Here is an 18,397-nt window from a genome sequence, read left to right on the forward strand (position 1 = left end):
CCACCGTCCGATGCGGGACGGGTCCGCGGTATCCAACGCGCACGTACCGGCCTTTCTGGCGCTCGAAGTGGCCGGATACGCCTGGAACGACGCGCTGGCCGAGGTCAGCGGGGGTGAACTGACCGCAGCGGATGTGGTGATCGTCAACATCGACGCGAACTTCTCCCGTGAGCTGCTCGTCGGCGAGGCCGACTTCTACGTGTCGCTGCGCAGAATCGGTCGCACCTCCTTCACGCTCGAGACGTCCATCGGTCAGGGTGGCACCATCGCGTCGGTCGCCACCTTCACAGTGGCGTACATCCGCGACGGTGCCCCCGCCCCGCTCTCGGACCGGTTCATCGAATTCCTGCGGGTCCTGGAGGTCTAGATGTCTCCGACCCTCGAGCTGAACACGGTGGACGAGCTGTCCACCGGCTCCCTCGAACCGGTCTCCGCCGCGGACGTCGTCAGCTGGATCGACCTGTCCACCACAGCGTCCACTACAGTGTCCACCACCACGGCGTTAGCCGATGTCGTGGTTGCCGCTACCGCTGCAGCGCGTGCATCGCATCGGATACTGATCGGCGTGGGTTGGCCGGGCGCAGGTGTCGCCGACGAGTTGCTCGATGCGCTCACCGTCACGGTGCACGACGATCCCGCCGGTGCCCACGACCGCAGGACCGTCCTGGCCGCACATCTGTACACCGATCTCGACACCGATCTCGATACCGCGCTGGCACGTATGGCCGCGTCGATCGCGGCCACGCCGATGGCCGCGGCGGTGACGTCGCAACTGCTGCGAGCCACTCGATCTCTTCCCGTGCACGAGGCCCTGATCGCCGAATCGTTCGCGTACTCCACCCTGCAGGCCGGGCCGGAATACGCGCGGTGGTTGGCAGCGGCGAACTACCGGCCCACCGCCGAGCACGGCGAGCCGGTGCAGCTCCGCCGCGATGGAGATCGACTGGTGATCACGCTGAACCGTCCGCATCGACACAATGCCCTCGACGCAGCGATGCGTGACGGCTTGGTCGACGCTCTGACGGTGGCGACGATGGATGCGACGATCACCGACGTCCTGCTGTGCGGCAATGGTGCTTCGTTCAGCAGTGGCGGCGATCTGGCCGAGTTCGGTACCGCATCGGACCCCGCCACCGCCCACCTGATCCGTACCCAGCACCGGCCGGGCGAGCAGATACATGCGCTGGCAACACGACTCGGCGACCGGTGCACCGCCTCGGTGCACGGTGCGGTGATGGGCGGAGGCCTGGAACTCGCCGCCTTCGCCGCACGCGTCGTCGCCGCACCGGACTCGAAATTTCTGCTCCCCGAGCTCTCCATGGGACTCCTCCCGGGCGCGGGCGGGACAGTGAGCGTTCCACGCCGAATCGGCCGCTGGCGAGCGGCCTCGATGATCCTCGGCGGCAACATCATCGACGCAACCACAGCGCTCGACTGGGGTCTGGTGGACTCCGTCGAGCCGAACAACAGGAGAATCTGATGGGCGCAGTCATCGTCGAAGCAGTGCGAACACCGGTCGGACGCAAGAAGGGCGGGCTGTCCGGGGTGCACCCGGCCGATCTGTCGGCACTGGTACTGAGCGAACTCGTCAACCGAGCCGGGCTCGACCCGGTGCGCGTGGACGACGTCATCTGGGGTTGTGTGGGGCAGGTCGGTGAGCAGGCGAACGACATCGCCCGCACTGCGGTCCTGTCTGCCGGTTGGCCGGAATCGGTCCCCGGAGTCACCATCGATCGGCAGTGCGGATCATCCCAGCAGGCGCTGAACTTCGCCGTGGCGGGCGTGATCGCCGGACACTACGACGTGGTGGTGGCGGGCGGGGTGGAATCGATGTCCCGCATTACCATCGGGCTAGGCTCCTCCATCGGCGGAAACCCGAGCGGTCCGAAGTTCATGGAGCGGTACGGGGTGACGCCCAACCAGGGAATCGGAGCGGAGATGATCGCCGAGAAGTGGGCGCTCACCCGCGCCGACGTCGACGCGTTCGCCGTGCGCTCGCACGAACTGGCGGCAGCAGCGCAGGACGCCGGTCGCTTCGATGCGCAGATCGTCCCGGTGACCGCCGCGGACGGCAGCGTCGTCTCGCGGGACGAGGGCATCCGGCGCGGCACCACGGTAGAGACCCTCGCCAAGCTGAAGACGGTCTTCAAGGAAGACGGGGTGATCCACGCGGGCAACGCATCTCAGATCTCCGATGGTGCGGCGGCGCTACTGATCATGAGCGACGAGGCCGCCGCCGAGCACGGTCTGACCCCGATCGCCCGGATCCACACCGCCGTCGTCACCGGCGCCGACCCGGTGATGATGCTCAGCGCACCGATCCCGGCGACCGAGAAGGTGCTGGCGAAATCCGGATTGAATGTGGGCGACATCGGAGTATTCGAGGTCAACGAGGCATTCGCACCGGTGCCGCTGGCGTGGTGGAAAGAAATCGGTGCAGACTTCGATCTGCTCAATCCCAACGGCGGTGCCATCGCGCTCGGTCATCCCCTCGGCGGATCGGGTGCCCGGATCCTGACCGACATGATCAACCACATGCGCAGCAACGACATTCACTACGGGCTGCAGACGATGTGCGAGGGCGGCGGACAGGCCAACGCCACGATCCTGGAACTGCTCTAGTCCCCGGCGACGATCATCTCCTGAGCGAAGCTGGCGGTGATGGTGCCGGACCGGTCGGCCACCGTGCCCGTGTACCACCCCCGCCGGCCGTGCACCGGACCCGAATTCATGGTGACCCGGACCGGGCCGACCCACCGAGGAACGCGGTGGAACCACACGGCGTGGTCCAGGCTCGGTCCCACCGGCCGGTCCGATCCACGCGGTGGTGTCAGCGGAGTCGAGAAATCGGACATGTACGTCAGTGCCGCGGCGTGGATCAACGAATTCTCCGAGGGCAGAGCGGCGTGCGGAACGGCCCAGAAGTCGGTCGGTAGCGCTCCGGGCTGCAACGATTGCGGCAGGTGTACATCGAACCCTGGCGGCGGAGTCTCGAACCGATCGTACTGTGACACATCGGTATCGGGGACGGAGCGCTCGGCTGTGGGATCGTCTTCACCGTGTGCTGCGAACAACGCCGACATCGTGAACAGGGCCCTACCGTCCTGCGAGGCGACGACGCGTCGGGCGGAGAACGTTCTCCCGTCTCGATCGATTTCGACGGCGAAGTCGATGGGCATGTCGGTCCGGCCGCCTCGGATGAAATAGCAGTGCAGCGAGTCCGCGTGCCGGTCCGTCTCGACGGTCGATCCGCACGCGATCAGTGCCTGGCCTGCGACCTGGCCGCCGAACAGGGAGTAACCGGTGTCCTCGACGAAGGTAGATCGAAAGGTGGTGCCGTGCATTCGATCGACGTGCAAGATCTGGGCCAGGGACACGGGCGATGTCGTGCCGGCCTCGTTCGGGGTGCGCGAGCCGTTCGGGTTGTCGATCTGCGTCACGGCGGTCTCGTTTCGGCTGGTCATCGGGCAGGGACGCTGCAGCGCCACTTACCGTAACTATTACCATAGTGCTGCGCTGGGCTACGGGTTCGCGTCCGATGCGTGCGGAAGAGTCATGCGAACGTGCTCGGCCGAGGGTTCTTCGAGCGCGGCACCGAGGGGTAGACGCAGTAGCACCAGATCGGCCGGAGCGCCGACGTGCACGGTGCGCGGGGCTCCTCCAGGATCGTCCGCGGGTGCCAGATATGCGGCGAGAGCTGCTGTTGCGCTCAGAGTTTCGTGCGGCCCGACAACCGCGTCGGTGGCGGTACGCCGCCTCACTGCGGACGCGATGTTCGCCCACGGATCCGACGGCCCGTACGGCGCATCGGAGGACAGTGCGAGGGGCACAGCGGCGTCGACGAGCGAGCGGCACCGGTACAGATCGCCGACGTCCCGTGGATCGACATCGCGAAGGTAGTCGTCACCCCGATCGGCGAGGAAACCGGGCTGCGTGACGACCGTGAGGCCGTGGCGTCGAATCTCGGGTATCGACTCCTCTGGAGTCAGTGCGCCGTGCTCGATGCGGTCCCCGGGGACCGCCCCCACCTGATCGAGCGCCAGCAGCAGAATCAGCAGGTTCTCCCGTGAGACGCAGTGCGCTGCAACGGCTCTCCCACTCCGATGAATGTGTTCGATCAGCGCCGCCAGCTCGGTGAGGTCCGGTGGATCGGAGTCCGCGAGCACGATCTTGTACGGACCCACCGTCACGTTCGGGGGCCTGGGGCCCTCGATGGGACTGCCCAGCAGGTGCACTCGCTGGCGAAGCGCACCGGATCCGGCGGCGTCCGCGATTGCCTGTTGCGAGGTGGGCGTCAGGTCTGGAGTCGCGTCGGTGACCGCGGTGATTCCGAATGCGTCGAGTGTGCGGCTCACCTCCGTCAGGTCCGGTGGCCCGGTGCTCGGCAAGCGGGTGCGGAGCCAGTCGTCGGCCCGCCACAATCGACCCGTCGGCTCGCCGGAGGCGGTTCGTTCGATTCCCGGATGATCCGCCGATGCAAGTCCGACCTGCTGCACGGCAACGGAATTGAGCATCCACATCGCCCCGCTACGATGCTGGATGCGCACCGGCGACGCGCTGTACAGGGCGTCGAGACTCGCGCAGTCCAGCTCGCCTGCCACGGTCTCGATGTACCCGACGCCCCGAATCCATCCGCCGCGTGCACTCGCCCGTCCCAGTGACGTGGCAAGTTCGGTTCGATTGCGGACCGCAGGCGGACCGCATCGAACCGAGTCCGCGTCGGCGGCCATCGCATGCAGGTGCAGATGATGGTCGGTGAGACCGGGAATGAGCGCGCCACCGCGAGCGTCGATGGAGTGGGCTGTGCTGCGGCGTAGATCCGGGCCGATCGCCACGATCGTTCCGTTCACCACCAGCACATCGGTGCCCGATCGCCCGTCGACCTCAGCATTGCGAAACAGTATGTCGCTCATGCGATACCGAGTTCCCGCAGTACCTCGGCGGTATCGGCTCCGGGTGCAGGGGCAGAGCCCGTCGGCGCGCGGTACTGCGGTGGTGTTGCGAGACCCGGTGCCGGTCGTGAGGGTGCAACAGTCGGACCCGCCAGGGTCGCGCTCACCACCGCTGACATCGAGATATCCCACATGCGGCCGCCCGCACCGGACATCGCGCAGGCAGCGGCCGTCAGTCCGGCCAGGGGATCCGCGATCGCGTCGCCGACGAACAAAGGTGCTCCGTCGTCATCCAGGGCCACCAGTCCGCTCGAGGCGGCGACGTCGTCACCGAATCCGACTCGATTTCGTAGTCGGCCGTGCGAGGTTATTGAGATCCAGGTCGTACCGCGTCGTACGTGCTCCTTCGCGTCCAGCCCGAATGCGGCAAGTGCGCGAGGGCGGGACGCCTCTATGACTATATCGGCTGCAGCGACCAGAGATTGGAGCCTGCGGCGCTCCCGAGGTGCGGTTGGGTCAAGGATGACGGATCTATGCCCACCGTGTAACAGGCGGTAAAACTCGGCGTTGCCACGACGGGCGCCGTCGGGCCGCGTCGGAGTTTCTACCTTCACGACACGTGCGCCAGCCAGACCGAGCAGATGTGCGCACAGCGGCCCAGCCCACAGCGCGCTGAAGTCGACCACCAGCATTCCGTCGACGTCTCGGGGAGGTCCCGGTTGCGGCGGAGCGGACGGAGGGCTCCAGCCCACCGAGCCGCCCGCGATCCCCAGCAACTCGGCGCGGTCGTCGAAATCGGCATTCGAGTGCCGGGCGATCCATTTCGCCACCGGGGGCCACGGGTCTTCGCCAATCTCGGCCGAGATCAGTGCGGCTAGCAGCGCAACGTCGTCGGGTCGGGCACAGGACACAGCCGCCCATCCGTCGGCGGATTCGAGCAACCTGCTCCGGCCTCCCAGCGACATGGCACCCGCACGCGTCCAACCCGTGAACGCCGCTCGTTCGGCGAGCAGGCGCGCCCCATCCAGGCAAACCCGTCCACCCGTCGCGGTGTCTATATGTCGGGTCAGCGCCCGGGCAGCCGACGCAGCATCACCCGGCGGCAACAGGGCCGGACCGTCGACCCGGCCGGTGAGTTCGACAATGCCACTCTCGGACCAGTCGCACTGGGATTGAAAAGCGGACATGACCGTCAGCTTAGGCTGCGAGGACACGGCTTTCACAGAATGCAGACTCGTACGCTGCCAGAGTCCATGTGTGCACCCAGTCAGGGCTTAGGCGGAGGTTGCACCGCATCTTTTCACTGCTAACGAGGTGGACAGAGTGTGCTTTCTTCAGTGATCGCGGTGCAGGTAGGAAGACCGAAGAATCGGCGCTCGTACTCAACGGTGCAGTCGACGACCACCGAAGCCGGTGTGGGCACCCCCGCGGACGACATCCACGCTGCGAAACGCTGACGAAATTTGTTGCTAGTGGCTGGATATGCGCTGCCCAGCCTGCCTGTTGATCGAATGACTACGACCGGCGTCGTGCCCATCGTTCGAATGACTGGACGCCTATCCGAAAGATGTTGCGCCGACGAAGGAACGCTTCCGTGAAGCCCTCCTCCCACTGGTTTGGAGGCGGAGAGGTGCCTGTGAGTTTCAGGTCCGGACTGTCTGTCGATCTCCGTTGCCTCACGCGCTCGCGGCCAGAGCCGTGCTGACCTACATCGGCGCGTTGGTAGCTACCACTGAAGAACGGTTCGTCGGCCAACGCAGGACCGCGATGCAAGCCCGGCAGGGCCGCACAACCACCCACCGCACGCTCACGTCGCTCGATGAAATCACCATCAGCGTCCAGCAGGGGCACCAGAACAGCCCCCCGCTGACGGTTGCGACGCGATAGGGCTGTATGTGTGCCGACGACCTCCTCCTGGCCTCCGGCAAAGTGATCACCGGGCAACTCTCGACCCGGCAATCAGCTCGCAGGTCACGTCTGCGCCGGACATTGGCAGCGACGGCACACTTGCCTTGTACGCCGCGGTTCGGCACAGCACCGTTACTACAGTCCAGGCACTCGTCGCCCGTTCCGCGACGAGATTGGGTGCGTTCCGGGCGACTCGGTCATGTGCGCGGTTCTGCACCGGCGGTGTCGACGCGAACAGTGTCACCGCCGGCGCGTTTCGCGGTTGCATTGCCGAGTCGGCCCGGCTGCACGTCTGCTCGAAATCAGTGAGGAGGGTGGCAGCGTCGGTGTGTGCGATACCGATACTCACTGTTGCTCCAGCGTCGGCGTGCGAGACGAAGTGCTCTCGCAGCGCTTCGGCGCTTTCGACCGCGACTGCGGGATCGACGTGGGTGAGTACCACGAATTCTTCACCGCCCGAGCGGGCGGTGATCGCCGGATGCACGAACACGGTGTGGATAGCATTGGCGGCCGCGCGCAGGACGACATCGCCGTGGGTGTGGCCGAATCGGTCGTTGATCCGTTTGAAGTCGTCGAGGTCGATCACCATGACCGTCGCCGTTCCCGCCTGATTGCCGTACTCGGCGATTGCCGCGTCGAGTCCGCGTCTGTTGCGCAGTCCGGTGAGCGGATCGTAGAAGGCCGTGGCGGCATCGCGGCGCAGAAACAACAGGAGCGTCTGAGTGAGAACCGGTGCGGAGAACAACACGAGTATCAGCAGAAGCAGGTGGGCGTAGGCGAGGACAATATCGGAATCCGGCGCGGTGATCGCGCGGGCGAACAGGATTGCGACGACAGCGACGGCCCACACCTGATGAGCAAGAAACATTTTCGGGCTGTGATAAGTCGCGACGTAGCTACCGATGACTCCCAATGCTGCTGCGAACCCCAACGCGACCTCTGGGTGCGACCACATCAGCAGCGATGTGGTCGCGCTGATCTCGAGGTAGAGCACGTACACCCGTGAGAGGGTCTTGGTGGGCCAGGGACCGCGGATCCACATCACCCCGAGGACGGCATTGGTCGCCGCGGCGACGAGCGCGAACACCCGCCCGACGCCGTCAGGGATCCCGTCAGGTGTGTATGCCACGAGAATGCACAACACCGCGTACAGCCAGCACCAAGTACCCACAGCGATGTGGGCGCGGCGGAGAAGGGGATTGCTGCGGTGATAAGCAGTGGTCCAGGCGTAGTCGGCGGGATGGTCCCACCATCGTCGAAGTTCACGCATGCTCGCGTTCGGCCTGTCATTCGAAGTAGACGCCACCGCGGCCCGGTAGGCTACCGGGCCGACCCCTCGTCCCTGGGTGACCGCATTCATTGAAGCAGACACAGACCGCGCAGGCTCCACCTCGGCGGCAATCCGCTTTCCTCACTCCGGATCACGTCGCCAAAGCCGATGCGGGTGCCGTTCGGGCCGGGTGCGCTGGCGGCGATGATCACCTCGTCGCCGTCTACGAGAAAGGTTCGGGTTTGACTGCCGATGGTGACGGGTTCCTTTCCGCCCTATGTTAGTTCGATGAAGGCTCCGCGCTGGTTCTTGTCGTGTCCGGAGCTCGTGCCGAGAGGGCATCGCGTTGATGAGCACTCTCGAGGACCTCGGCACCTGCTTACTGGACTGGTTGCTGAGGTTGCGTGGGTCTCGATCTTGAGGCTGCAAGGAGCGGTGGTCGCGCGTCGATGACGCGGCCTATGCCGTCTTGCAATTGTCCTCGAAGGTAAAGGCTGGTTTCCACGCCTTTGCGTTCTCAGCCGGCCCGCATGGGGCAGCGCGGTCAGCAGCATGTCGCTCGAAGGCGAGGGCGTCACTGCGACTGAGAGCTTTCGAACTCAACTCACAGTGTTGAGCACGTAGCCGTGCTTAGGAGATGATTACGTCCTACAAAAATTCGGCCTGGGTGACCCGTACGGGGTTTGCGGCAATCTTCTGCATGCGCCTTAGCAGCTCGAGAATACCGGCGAGATGATCGGCGTAAAGAGCGCAACTCTTGGAACTTGAGTTTAAACCATCGCGTTGTGGTCGTCGAGCATACCGCTCCAGGTCAGGAGCTTTGTCAATATTTCTTGACGGTGCGGTAATTGCATTTTCCGCACTGTCAGTAACAAAACGCCAGTTCAGCACAGTTTTGCTTCGCAGGTATGTCAGTGACCTGCGCTAGGCTGCTGTTATGGACTTCCGACCAGGCCATGCACCTGCAGTGAGCACAGTCGCGGACAGCCCCGAGGGCGGCAGATCGTTGGCGGTCGAGCCAGAGATCCCGCCCGCCGTAGCGAAGCGGATCGCGGCCGCCGTGCAATCCTCGCGCTCCGAAGGGACGCGTAAGACATACGCGGCCGCGTGGAGACGCTTCACCAACTGGTGCGAGTCGAATGGTCACGTGACGTTGCCGGCGCACCCGGTCACTGTCGCCGCTTACCTCGTCGACGCCGCCGACACACGCACCGAAACAGGGGAGCGGGCCTACGCCGTCCCAACCTTCGGCACATGGATCGCCGCGATCAACCACCATCACCGAACTACCGGCTACCTTTCGCCGTCAGCGCATGAACTCGTCACTGCCACCCTGTCAGGCATCCGGCGCGAGTACGCAACTGCGGGGGACCGGCCCCGTACTCCACGCGATCCCCTCCTCGTCGAGGACATCAAGCTGCTTGTAAAAACCGCCCGAGACCGGTGCAGAGGCTGGGCCGACGACGTCTTGGAACGCCGCGACTCGGCCATCCTTCTGCTTGGGTTCGCTGGTGCCTACCGACGAAGTGAGTTGTCAGAGATGGTGTGCGGAGACGTCACCGTGCATCGTCACGACGGACTCCATGTCCGGCTGCGGAAGTCGAAGACCGACCAAGAGGGCAGGGGAGCGGTGAAGGCGCTGCCCTACACCGACTCCCATCAGACCTGCCCGCCCTGCGCATACGTCCGATGGATTCAGGTCGTGGCCGCGTTCGACACCGGCGGGCGCCCGTCGGTGATCCGCCTGTTGCGCAAGCGAGAATTGTTCGAGACGCATGTGTGTCGTGGGGGAGTACCCCGTACCGCAGCCCGGGCACCGCTGTTCCGAGCGATTGCAAAGAACGGCAATCTTGGTTTAGCAGCGCTGTCCGGCGCCGCGATTCACCAGACCATTCGCCGCCGTGCCGACCACGCGGGCTTCGACCCCGCCGCGCTAGCCAAGCTAGGTGGGCACTCCCTCCGTGCAGGCTTCGTCACCCAAGGAACCCGCAACGGCGCTAACGGATCTGCTATCGCCCGCCAAACCGGCCACGCCAGCCTCGACTCTGTCGAGATCTACCGCCGCGAGCACGCCCCGCTCGTCGGCAACGCTGTGACCGATATCGGGCTGTGACGGGTCGATGCCGCGGGCTTGAAAGCGGGACCGTTTGAACGCCGTCAGCGAAAAGACTTCTACTTTACCGAGAAACTTCCGCTCGTATCTGAGACCGAAAGTACGCCTGTTTCGGTAGTGACTGGCACCCAGCGCGGGGATGGTGCACCGCGATCTGTCGGTGGCCTCGTGCATGCTGTGTTAGCAGTAGGCATCCGCTCGTCACAGGTTTCGGATTACCTGTATGCGATCCGAGATGGCCTGTCGGCTGACCTGTGCCGCCGGTGCCAGCCATTCGAAAGCATGCGGAGCTCCCGCGCGGACGTGCAGTTCACAAGACACGCCGGCGCGCAGGAGGTTGTGCGCGTAGGTGATGGACTCGTCGCGGAAAATGTCGAGGTCGCCGACGTCGATAAATGCAGGCGCAAGGCCGGCGTAATCGACAAGTCTTGCCGGCGAGGCAATCTCGCTCACCGCCTCCGTCGTGTTCGCCGGCAACAAGGCATTCCATCCGGTGAAGTTGTTGTCGTACGTCCATGTTGCGGTTGCGGCGAGTTCTTGGTCTGGCTCCACGTTGCGATCGTCGAGCATAGGGTAAATCAGAATTTGTCGCGCAAGGGGAGTTCCGTCGTTACGGGCGAGGATGGCAGCTCCAGCGGCGACTGCGCCGCCGCCGCTGTCGCCCATAATCGCGATTCGTTCGGGGTCGACGCCGAACTCCAAGGCGTGCTCATGTAGCCAGGCGAGCGCCGAGTAGGCGTCGCGCGCGAGTCGCTCACCTGTGTGCTCCGGAGCCAGTCGGTATTCCACGGATAGGAACGGAACTCCCGTCGTCTCCGAGTAGTAGCGCACGACCTGGTCGTACAGTTCGACAGATCCGCAAATCAAGCCGCCACCGTGTACGTACACCACGGCGCTTCCGCTGGTGGTCCCTTCCGGGACGTACCAACGAGCCGTCACAATGGTGCCGTCGTCGGCCTCGACGTCGACGTCTCGAGTCGACACGGTGGCACTGCCGGGTGCTTGGCCGTACACGAGTCGTAGTGTCTCGTTTGTGATGGCTCGCAGGGCAAGGGCGTCACCGCGCTCGGCGACTGGAATGTCGTCGCCTGCCGCGGCGGCGGCCGCGGCGAGCACTGCACCGATTTCGGGATCGAACGGGATGGGCACTGGGCCTCCTGTAGAACGGCTGACCGGCACCATTCTGGTGAGGACCGGCTCCGGCTTCGACGACTTTGCGTCAGATCACGTCTTACGCTAGCTCATCTAATGGACACGTGTCCATCAAATGAGAAGCTAGACTCCTCACGGTGGCGCTGACCGGAATCCCCCCTGCAGTCTTTCGCAGAGACGGCAATCCCGATGACCCCCGCTCACAGCGCACCCGCCGACAGGTGCTCGATACATTCGAGCAAGAGATCCGCGCGGGTCGACCTCCGACGAATGTCACTGCCCTGACTCGGATCGCCGCAATCAGCCGAAGCTCTTTCTATCTGCATTTCACAGGCATCGAGGAAGTCGGCATTGCAGCGATGCGCGAAGTTCTCGAAGGTTTCGACGGCTCGAGGAGCGAGGCGGACAGACGCGCAGAACCGAGAGCAACGATGGTGGAACTCTTCGGCCATCTCGCCGAACATCGAGAGCTGTCGGTCCACCTTCTCGATGTGTCGGACGGGCGGTTGCATCCCGCGAACAGTGAATTGCGGGGGGTCATCGAGGCGCACTTCACCCATTCGATGGAAGCACTCGGTGCCGATCAACCCGTCGATACCGACACCACCGCTACCTTTCTCGTCGGCGGACTGATGGCGATGTTGGTGGCGTGGCTGGCAGAACCGCAGTGCACCTCGGAGCAGCTGGCCTCTGCATTTTCTCGCCTGGTGCCATCGTGGTTGGCAGCGAACCCCGAATTCGACAGGCCCTTACGGATTACGTCTCGCACTAGCGCACCGGGGTAGCGAGGCACAGCGAATGGGCACGGCACGCTACGGCTTGGACACCGAACTGTCAGTGTAACTTTGCTTCACGGACTCAGATCCGGCGCACGCACGTGCTTGCTCATGAGGCGATGAGCGAGCGATGAATCGCGACCTCGAATAGCATCGGTGACGAGTCGGTGCTCGGCTACGGACCGTTTCATCGCGTCGCCGTCACCCGTGAGGTAGTCGGGTTCGCTCTGGTGAGCAATCGACTGGGACAACGCGTCTACGAAGGTCGACAAAACGTCATTGTGGGCTGCTGCGACGAGGGCGCTGTGCCAACGCAGCTTGCAAGCCAGGAAGTCGCCGCCTCCCGACATGGCGAACTCCGATTCATCGTCGATCTTCGATAGGGTCTTCACGTCTTCGTCGGTGCGTCGCTGGGCCGCGAGGTACGCGCACCACGGCTCGATCACGGTGCGCGACTCCTGCAGCATGTCCAGGCGGGGAGCCCATCCCTTCAGGTGCAGGTCAACAGAGTTCCTGAATGTGTCGGCATTCAGCTGCGACACCACGGATCCGCCGTTTCGGCCGATCTTGGTGACTATCAAGCCCTGACTCTGTAGTTGTGCGAGGGCATCGCGAACCGCCGCCCGAGTCAGCCCCGTCGATTCACAGATGACGCGCTCGGGCGGTAGGGCAGACCCCGCAGGTAAATCACCGGCAAAAATCTGTTCGCGGATGCGCTCGGCGTACAGGTCGGCCGGACGTGGTGCGGATAATGGTCCGATACCACGTCCGAACGCACCGGTACCGTCGGCGGCTGCCGCGGGCGAGCGATTGGTCATTCGCTGAGAGTAGTACTCAGCATCCCTCGCCCGCGGCTGCGCCTTAACTGCGGCAGTTCATTGCGGTGTCGTTTCCTGCTCCACAAGCGAGGAGCGCAGCGCGTCGAGTTCGTGGTCCGCCAGGCCCCCTTCGGTGAGCAGGTAGTTCGCGGAGCCGCCGTACTCGGCATCGAGCCCATCCAGTGTCTTTTCCATCGTGAGAGCGGGTGCGTCCCACAAGGTGCGCACGTCGTCGAGCTTGAGGCCCAGTCCCTCAACGAAGAGTCGTCCGTCCTCGGCGCGCCCCACACGATGCACGGCAGTCTGGGCGTAGTCGGCCACGATATCGGCTCGCGCAACTCCCAGTGTCCCAAGGATCAGTGCAACGAGAAGGCCTGTGCGATCTTTACCGGCATGGCAATGGACGAGCGCCGGCATGCTGTCGGGTTCACTCAGACCTCGGACGGCACGGCCGAAGGTGGGTCCACGTCGCCGTAACACTGCGAGGTACCACTCGGCCAAGTCGGACGGGGTGAAGGACGTGATGCTGCCGCCTCGAAGTAGGCGCATGAAATCGGTGTCCGACCCTTCGACGCCTTCCTGGATTGGTGCGTGCACGAGGCGTGCGGCGGTCATTGCTGCCCAGGCGGACGGGACTGTCTCGGCCTCCTTCTCCGACCGGAGATCGACGACCGTGCGTAAACCCAGCCCGATGAAGTCCGCCGAATGCTTTTCGGACCACACACATTCCGCGGTAGAGCCGGCTGGTCCCACCACGTCACCGCGGTACAGCAGTTCCCCACGGATCGTGCCCCCTCTCGACGTGTGGAATCGGGGAATGGCCCGTGTGTTGGTCGTACCGGGGACGAGCTCCGCCGGATCGGCGCTCGTCCCCGATACCGAGCGAGCCGATTTATTACTCGTCATCGTTGGTGCGTTCGCGGCCGAGGGTCACGAGCATGTCTTCGTGGAGTTCCATCCATACATCGTGGTAGGACTCACTGAGCGGTTTGGCCAGAGCGTCGGTATCGCCGTTGCGGAAGCGGTCGAATGCCGATGTGAGGCGAGGTTCGTACCGACCGAAACGGGCGTCTACTCTACTGGCATCGGCCAATACGGATGTCGCTGTCGCGTGGATGGTCGTCAGCTCCGTGGTGGTCGCGTCCAATTGCTTCTCAGTCTGCCATCGGGTGGTCAGCGTTTTGAAGGCACGGTTGGGGACGAGGAACGCGTCGTACGAACTCGTGAGAGCTTGCCTCTGATCATCGGATACCTGGGTCCGGCCGATCAGAAGGTGGCGAGCTCGTCCGGTTGGAGTCAGTCGCGCACCGACGATTCGCCCGGTTCGCTGTTTGACGTGGCCTGCGGCGTCTGCGGCGTCGAGAACAGGCGTGATGTCCTCGGGTCGCAACCCCGTTGTCGACGCGATCTGGTCGGCGGACGCGAATCCGCGTACGCGAATCGCGTGCAGAATCTCGAACTCGTTGTCTGCGGTGACGACGGTGTCACCGCTGTGAGGGGGAACCTCGTTCGCCCATGATCCTGTGAGAAACAGTCGCGGAATAAGTTCTGTCGCAACGCCGCTGATGATCGTGTCGTAACATTCCCGTGTCACTGGGTCGAGCGACATCATGCCGTGGTCGGCCACCAGCTCGTCGAACATGCCCGCAGCACGAGCGAACGGCATGAGGAAGCCTGACGCGTACACCACGGCGCCTGCGAGGATCTTCTCCTCCTGCGTCATGGATGCGATGTATTTGTACAGTGCCTCGGATGCGCTCTCAGCCTGATCGCGCAAGGACGTCATGTCGCTCAGCGAGAGGGTGCGGAGCTCCTCCATCGGGGTGTCGAACTTCTCGCGGGCGTACACCGCGACACCGGTGACGAAAGGAAGATAGTTCGCGGGTTCAGTGAACAGGGTCGACAGATCCACCACCTTGGTCTCCAGGCCACCCTCGGGAGCGAAGAACATGGCGATCGTCACCGCGTACGGCAATCCTGCTGTGGTCGCGGACCATTCGTAAGCGGGCTCGTTGACGAACAGGTCGCGCACGATCACGAACCCGCCGTCCGCGGTGGGATAGGGCCCACTGTCACCGAGCCCGAGTCGATTGTCGAAGTGCACCAGGAAACCCAGTAGCTCGAGCGCCCCATTGAACCGCTGGAAAGTGCTGCGAGCGGACGCGTCGTCGAGCGGCATCCGGTCGGTCTCGAAACGTTCGACCCAGGACGGGTCGAGAACCGGCGCTCGATAGTTTCGCATCGACGAGAACATCGGCCCCGAACCCCACAGGCCCTTGTACAGACGCCGGGCCGAGGACATCGCATCGGTGACCAGACCGGCTTTGTAATCGTAATCGTGCAGCCCGACTTCGAGCGCGATGCCGCGACCGAAGCTGGCGGCGGCCGCGCAAGCCCAGTTGTGGAGGAGATTGATCTTGGTGCCCACCTCGGTTCTCGCACGGGCACCGATCTGCTCGACCCCGTCGCGTCCAACACGTTGCTCGATGAGTTCGAGCCACCTGGGATGCTGGAACCAGCTGTCCAGGATCCCCATGGCTTCGTATTCCTGCCGCGGAATAAGACCGGACTCGCCTTCGGTTGCTCTGGCGGCCAACGCGTCCCACTCGTTCCATGCCAGATACCGGAGAATGTCGTTAACCTCTTCGGTGGAGAGATCGTGATCGTGTGCGGGATCGTCGAGATCGAGAACATTCGTCGTCAGGCGGGTTTGCATGATCGCATCACCCTCACTGCCGTGAGGCACCTCAGCCTGAAAGTTGGCGAGGAGCGCCTGGATCTGAGCCATCTGCTCAGCCGACATCGCGGGGCCGCCGGTGTCCTCGACCGGGCTGTCGTCGACCGGTGCGCCGTGTTCGACACTGACGACGCCTTCCGGCCGGGAGGAGACGTTCATGCTGAGCAGAACACCGTCGGCGGGTACCGTTTCCGCTCGCGCGGTGCGAACTCCGCGGTCGAACGCGACCGACATGATGCAGGGGATACCGTACTCACGGCTCAGGATGCCCAGGTGACTCTCGGGCGCGCCCTGAAGCGTCAGCACACCTCGCACGCCGGCGTTCAATGCCATTGCGAGGAAGGTGGTCGTGCCGCCGCGAGCAATGACAATGACGTCACTGACGTCTTCGCCTGATTCGACGAAGGAAATCACGTCGTCGGGGGAGTCGAGCCATTTGGCGCGCCCGACAATCGGCTCTGTGGACTCGTACACGGTAAGTCCGCGTCCGACGACCTCGAACCGGGCACTGTCATCGTCGACGAGTGAATCCTGTGTTGTCATGGTCTCTCCTGATTGCGTGTTCGGACGGGCATGGTTGTCGGACGAGGTCGTCATCGGCGGACGATCAAGGCGTCGAGCGCTTCGATCCTGTCGCCATCGACCAGCAGTGGATTGATCTCGATGGAGTCGATACTGCCATCGAGATCGGTTGCGAGACTTGCGAATCGAAGAATTATGTCGGTGAGAAGTTCGATGTTCGCTGGCTTGCTGCCGCGAAAGCCGGTCAACACCCGCGAGGCGCGGAGCTCACCGAGCATGGTGATGACGTCGTGGCGCTCGATCGGTAGGACACGCAGGGCCGAGTCGTCGAGCAATTCCACGAATGCACCGCCGAGTGCCACTGCCAGCACCTGACCCCAGTCGTCATCACGTGTAACTCCGACGAGAAGTTCGGTGCCCTCGGTCCGCATCGGGCTGACCAAGATCCCGTCCAGCACGACATCGGCAGCCTCGGCCCGGGCAACGATGCGGTCGAACGCAGCACCGACTTCGTCCGGGCCGGTGAGATTGAGCTCGACCCCACCCAGTTCGGTTTTGTGGGCGACTGCGGAGGCGCACATCTTCAACACGACAGGTCCGTCGATTCCGGCGGCGGTGTCGATGGCAGTCGATCGCTCGGAGGTGAGGGTCGCCGGTACCACCGCGATCCCCGCCTCGACGAGGGTGGCGCGCGCCGTGTCCTCGCTGATGTTGCCGGTGCCCTCGATGGTGCGCGTCCGAAGTGAAGTGTCCGGTACTGCAGCGCTGTTCCGACTCGACAGCCACTTCGACCATCGTCCGAGTCCGGCTGCTGCAGTGACGAAACGATCGACACCGGGTAGTACTGCAGTTACGCCCGAGCTCGCCTTGATCTGCCTCACCTGCTCGGATTGCGGCTGGTCGATCTGGGGAAAGATGACGCCGGGAACACCGGTCGCGGCGATGGCCGCGCCGACTGCGGCGAACGTCTCAGCGCGCTGGGGTTCACCGTCGGTCGGGAGCGAGGTCACCGCTCCGATGAGTCCGATCGTCGGTTCCGAGGCGAGGGCGGCGAAAGCGGCGGTCCACATGTCGGGACGCGTCGCTGCTGTGCCGGTGATGTCCAACGGGTTCTGTGGATGGGCGTACGGAGGGAGGACCGCCGCGATGCGGGCGGCGGCGGCGTTCGAGAGCGCGGGCAGCTCGAGTCCGGCGTCGTCGCCTTGGTCTGCGATGAGGTCGCAGGCACCGCCCGACACCGACATGATTCCGATGCCCGGGTGTTCGAGGGGACCTGTTGCAGCGCAAAGCATTCCCGTGCAGATCAAATCTTCGACCGATTTCACTCTGATGACGCCGTCCTGTCGGAGTACCGCGTCGATCACGCGATCGTCGCCGACCAGCGCCCCGGTGTGGGCTTGTGCCGTGGCAGCTGCCAATTCGGACGATCCGGCTTTGAGGATCACAATGGCTTTGCCCAGTTCGGCGGCCCGGCGGGCCGCACGCCGGAACACTTCGGGTTTGCGGATCGTCTCGGCGAATACTCCGATGGCTCGGGTGTTCTCGTCCTCGACGAGATGATGGATGACATCCGAGACAGTCACCATTGCCTCGTTGCCTGTGGTCACCACGAAACTGAAGCGGGCGTCGTTCCGCGCCGCGTATCCCACCAGAGAAGAACCGACCGCACCGCTCTGTGACACCAGGGCGAAAGAGCCGGGCTCGACGGGCATGTCCAGACCCAGCGCGCACAATGCCATTCCATCCCACAGGTTGGCGAAACCGAGGTGATTGGGGCCGAGGAGGACTATGCCGAGTTCATCCGCCGTTCGCACCAACTCCTCTTGATGCTGTCGCCCGGTCGGCCCCTCCTCTGCCCACCCTTGACTGAGAATGGCCGCAGCTTTGGCGCCTCCTGCTGCCGCGTCTCTCAAGGCGTCGTTCGTGATGCGTTGAGGGGTCATGAGGAAGGCGCAGTCGATGCCGCCGTCTATGTCCGCGCACGACGGCACGGTGGCGACGCCGTGGACGACGGGCGTCTTGGGATTGACGAGCGTGATCTTCTTGGCACCGGCGACTCGTGCGTGTTGGGCAAATGCCCTGCGAGAGAACAGGTTTTTGTCGCTCGCGCCTACGATTGCGATGCGTTGTGGACGGAGCAGGTGATCGAGTGCGGCACCTGGAATGGGGTCGTCGGTGGTGAATTGGCGACTCATGTCGATGGTCCTCT

14 protein-coding genes and 2 pseudogenes are annotated in these 18,397 nt (G+C 64.2%); 5 read left to right on the forward strand and 11 right to left on the reverse strand.

Annotated elements, in window-relative coordinates; genetic code table 11:
- The first annotated feature begins 10 nt into the window (after positions 1-10).
- From R3P95_RS08485 to R3P95_RS08495, 3 genes are read left to right on the forward strand one after another with little or no spacing between them, the layout of a single operon-like run.
- The gene (locus R3P95_RS08485) at positions 11-367 is read left to right on the forward strand and encodes an acyl-CoA thioesterase family protein (RefSeq protein WP_155289599.1); all 357 of its coding nucleotides are present in this window, start codon (positions 11-13) and stop codon (positions 365-367) included.
- A complete protein-coding gene (locus R3P95_RS08490; protein ID WP_052063076.1) occupies positions 368-1,480 on the forward strand; it encodes an enoyl-CoA hydratase/isomerase family protein in 1,113 nt (370 codons plus the stop codon).
- Complete coding sequence (locus R3P95_RS08495) at positions 1,477-2,622, forward strand: thiolase family protein (RefSeq protein WP_317548285.1); 1,146 nt, start codon at positions 1,477-1,479, stop codon at positions 2,620-2,622. The genes R3P95_RS08490 and R3P95_RS08495 overlap by 4 nt, the downstream gene beginning before the upstream one ends.
- Here R3P95_RS08495 and R3P95_RS08500 read toward each other — a convergent pair.
- The 5 genes and pseudogenes from R3P95_RS08500 to R3P95_RS08520 all read right to left on the reverse strand — a co-directional run.
- Positions 2,619-3,464: an acyl-CoA thioesterase gene (locus R3P95_RS08500; protein ID WP_052063075.1), complete on the reverse strand. Its 846-nt coding sequence runs from the start codon at positions 3,462-3,464 to the stop codon at positions 2,619-2,621. The genes R3P95_RS08495 and R3P95_RS08500 overlap by 4 nt on opposite strands.
- A 57-nt stretch (positions 3,465-3,521) precedes the next feature.
- Positions 3,522-4,913, reverse strand: coding sequence for an amidohydrolase family protein (locus R3P95_RS08505; RefSeq protein ID WP_317548023.1), 1,392 nt, complete (start codon positions 4,911-4,913; stop codon positions 3,522-3,524).
- On the reverse strand, positions 4,910-6,079 hold the full coding sequence (locus tag R3P95_RS08510) for a CoA transferase (protein ID WP_032374742.1): 1,170 nt from the start codon (positions 6,077-6,079) through the stop codon (positions 4,910-4,912). The genes R3P95_RS08505 and R3P95_RS08510 overlap by 4 nt, the downstream gene beginning before the upstream one ends.
- Positions 6,080-6,825: 746 nt before the next feature.
- The gene (locus R3P95_RS08515; RefSeq protein ID WP_317548024.1) at positions 6,826-8,070 is read right to left on the reverse strand and encodes a GGDEF domain-containing protein; all 1,245 of its coding nucleotides are present in this window, start codon (positions 8,068-8,070) and stop codon (positions 6,826-6,828) included.
- 86 nt (positions 8,071-8,156) lie between these two features.
- Positions 8,157-8,402, reverse strand: a pseudogene (locus tag R3P95_RS08520) (hypothetical protein); the annotation flags it as partial.
- 605 nt (positions 8,403-9,007) lie between these two features.
- On the opposite strand from R3P95_RS08520, the gene R3P95_RS08525 reads away from it, so the two are divergent.
- Positions 9,008-10,183 (forward strand): site-specific integrase, encoded by a 1,176-nt coding sequence (locus R3P95_RS08525; RefSeq protein WP_317548025.1) that lies wholly within the window; start codon positions 9,008-9,010, stop codon positions 10,181-10,183.
- A 201-nt stretch (positions 10,184-10,384) separates the two neighbouring features.
- Here the strand turns inward: R3P95_RS08525 and R3P95_RS08530 are convergent, their stop codons facing one another.
- Positions 10,385-11,332, reverse strand: a complete 948-nt coding sequence (locus R3P95_RS08530) for an alpha/beta hydrolase (RefSeq protein WP_317548026.1) — start codon at positions 11,330-11,332, stop codon at positions 10,385-10,387.
- 362 nt (positions 11,333-11,694) lie between these two features.
- Here R3P95_RS08530 and R3P95_RS08535 point away from each other — a divergent pair, with 362 nt between their 5' ends.
- On the forward strand, positions 11,695-12,120 hold the full coding sequence (locus tag R3P95_RS08535; protein ID WP_317548027.1) for a TetR-like C-terminal domain-containing protein: 426 nt from the start codon (positions 11,695-11,697) through the stop codon (positions 12,118-12,120).
- Between the two features lie 65 nt (positions 12,121-12,185).
- Here the strand turns inward: R3P95_RS08535 and R3P95_RS08540 are convergent, their stop codons facing one another.
- The 5 genes and pseudogenes from R3P95_RS08540 to R3P95_RS08560 all read right to left on the reverse strand — a co-directional run bounded on the left by R3P95_RS08540 (position 12,186) and on the right by R3P95_RS08560 (position 18,383).
- On the reverse strand, positions 12,186-12,656 hold the full coding sequence (locus R3P95_RS08540) for a FadR/GntR family transcriptional regulator (protein WP_317548286.1): 471 nt from the start codon (positions 12,654-12,656) through the stop codon (positions 12,186-12,188).
- A 27-nt stretch (positions 12,657-12,683) separates the two neighbouring features.
- Positions 12,684-12,929, reverse strand: a pseudogene (locus R3P95_RS08545) (winged helix-turn-helix domain-containing protein); the annotation flags it as partial.
- Between the two features lie 57 nt (positions 12,930-12,986).
- On the reverse strand, positions 12,987-13,835 hold the full coding sequence (locus tag R3P95_RS08550) for a tyrosine-protein phosphatase (protein WP_317548028.1): 849 nt from the start codon (positions 13,833-13,835) through the stop codon (positions 12,987-12,989).
- A complete protein-coding gene (locus tag R3P95_RS08555) occupies positions 13,825-16,209 on the reverse strand; it encodes a PEP-utilizing enzyme (protein ID WP_317548029.1) in 2,385 nt (794 codons plus the stop codon). The genes R3P95_RS08550 and R3P95_RS08555 overlap by 11 nt, the downstream gene beginning before the upstream one ends.
- Before the next feature lie 50 nt (positions 16,210-16,259).
- Complete coding sequence (locus R3P95_RS08560) at positions 16,260-18,383, reverse strand: acetate--CoA ligase family protein (protein WP_317548030.1); 2,124 nt, start codon at positions 18,381-18,383, stop codon at positions 16,260-16,262.
- Positions 18,384-18,397 lie beyond the last annotated feature (14 nt).

This window comes from Rhodococcus cercidiphylli (assembly GCF_033042225.1).
GTDB lineage: Bacteria > Actinomycetota > Actinomycetes > Mycobacteriales > Mycobacteriaceae > Rhodococcoides.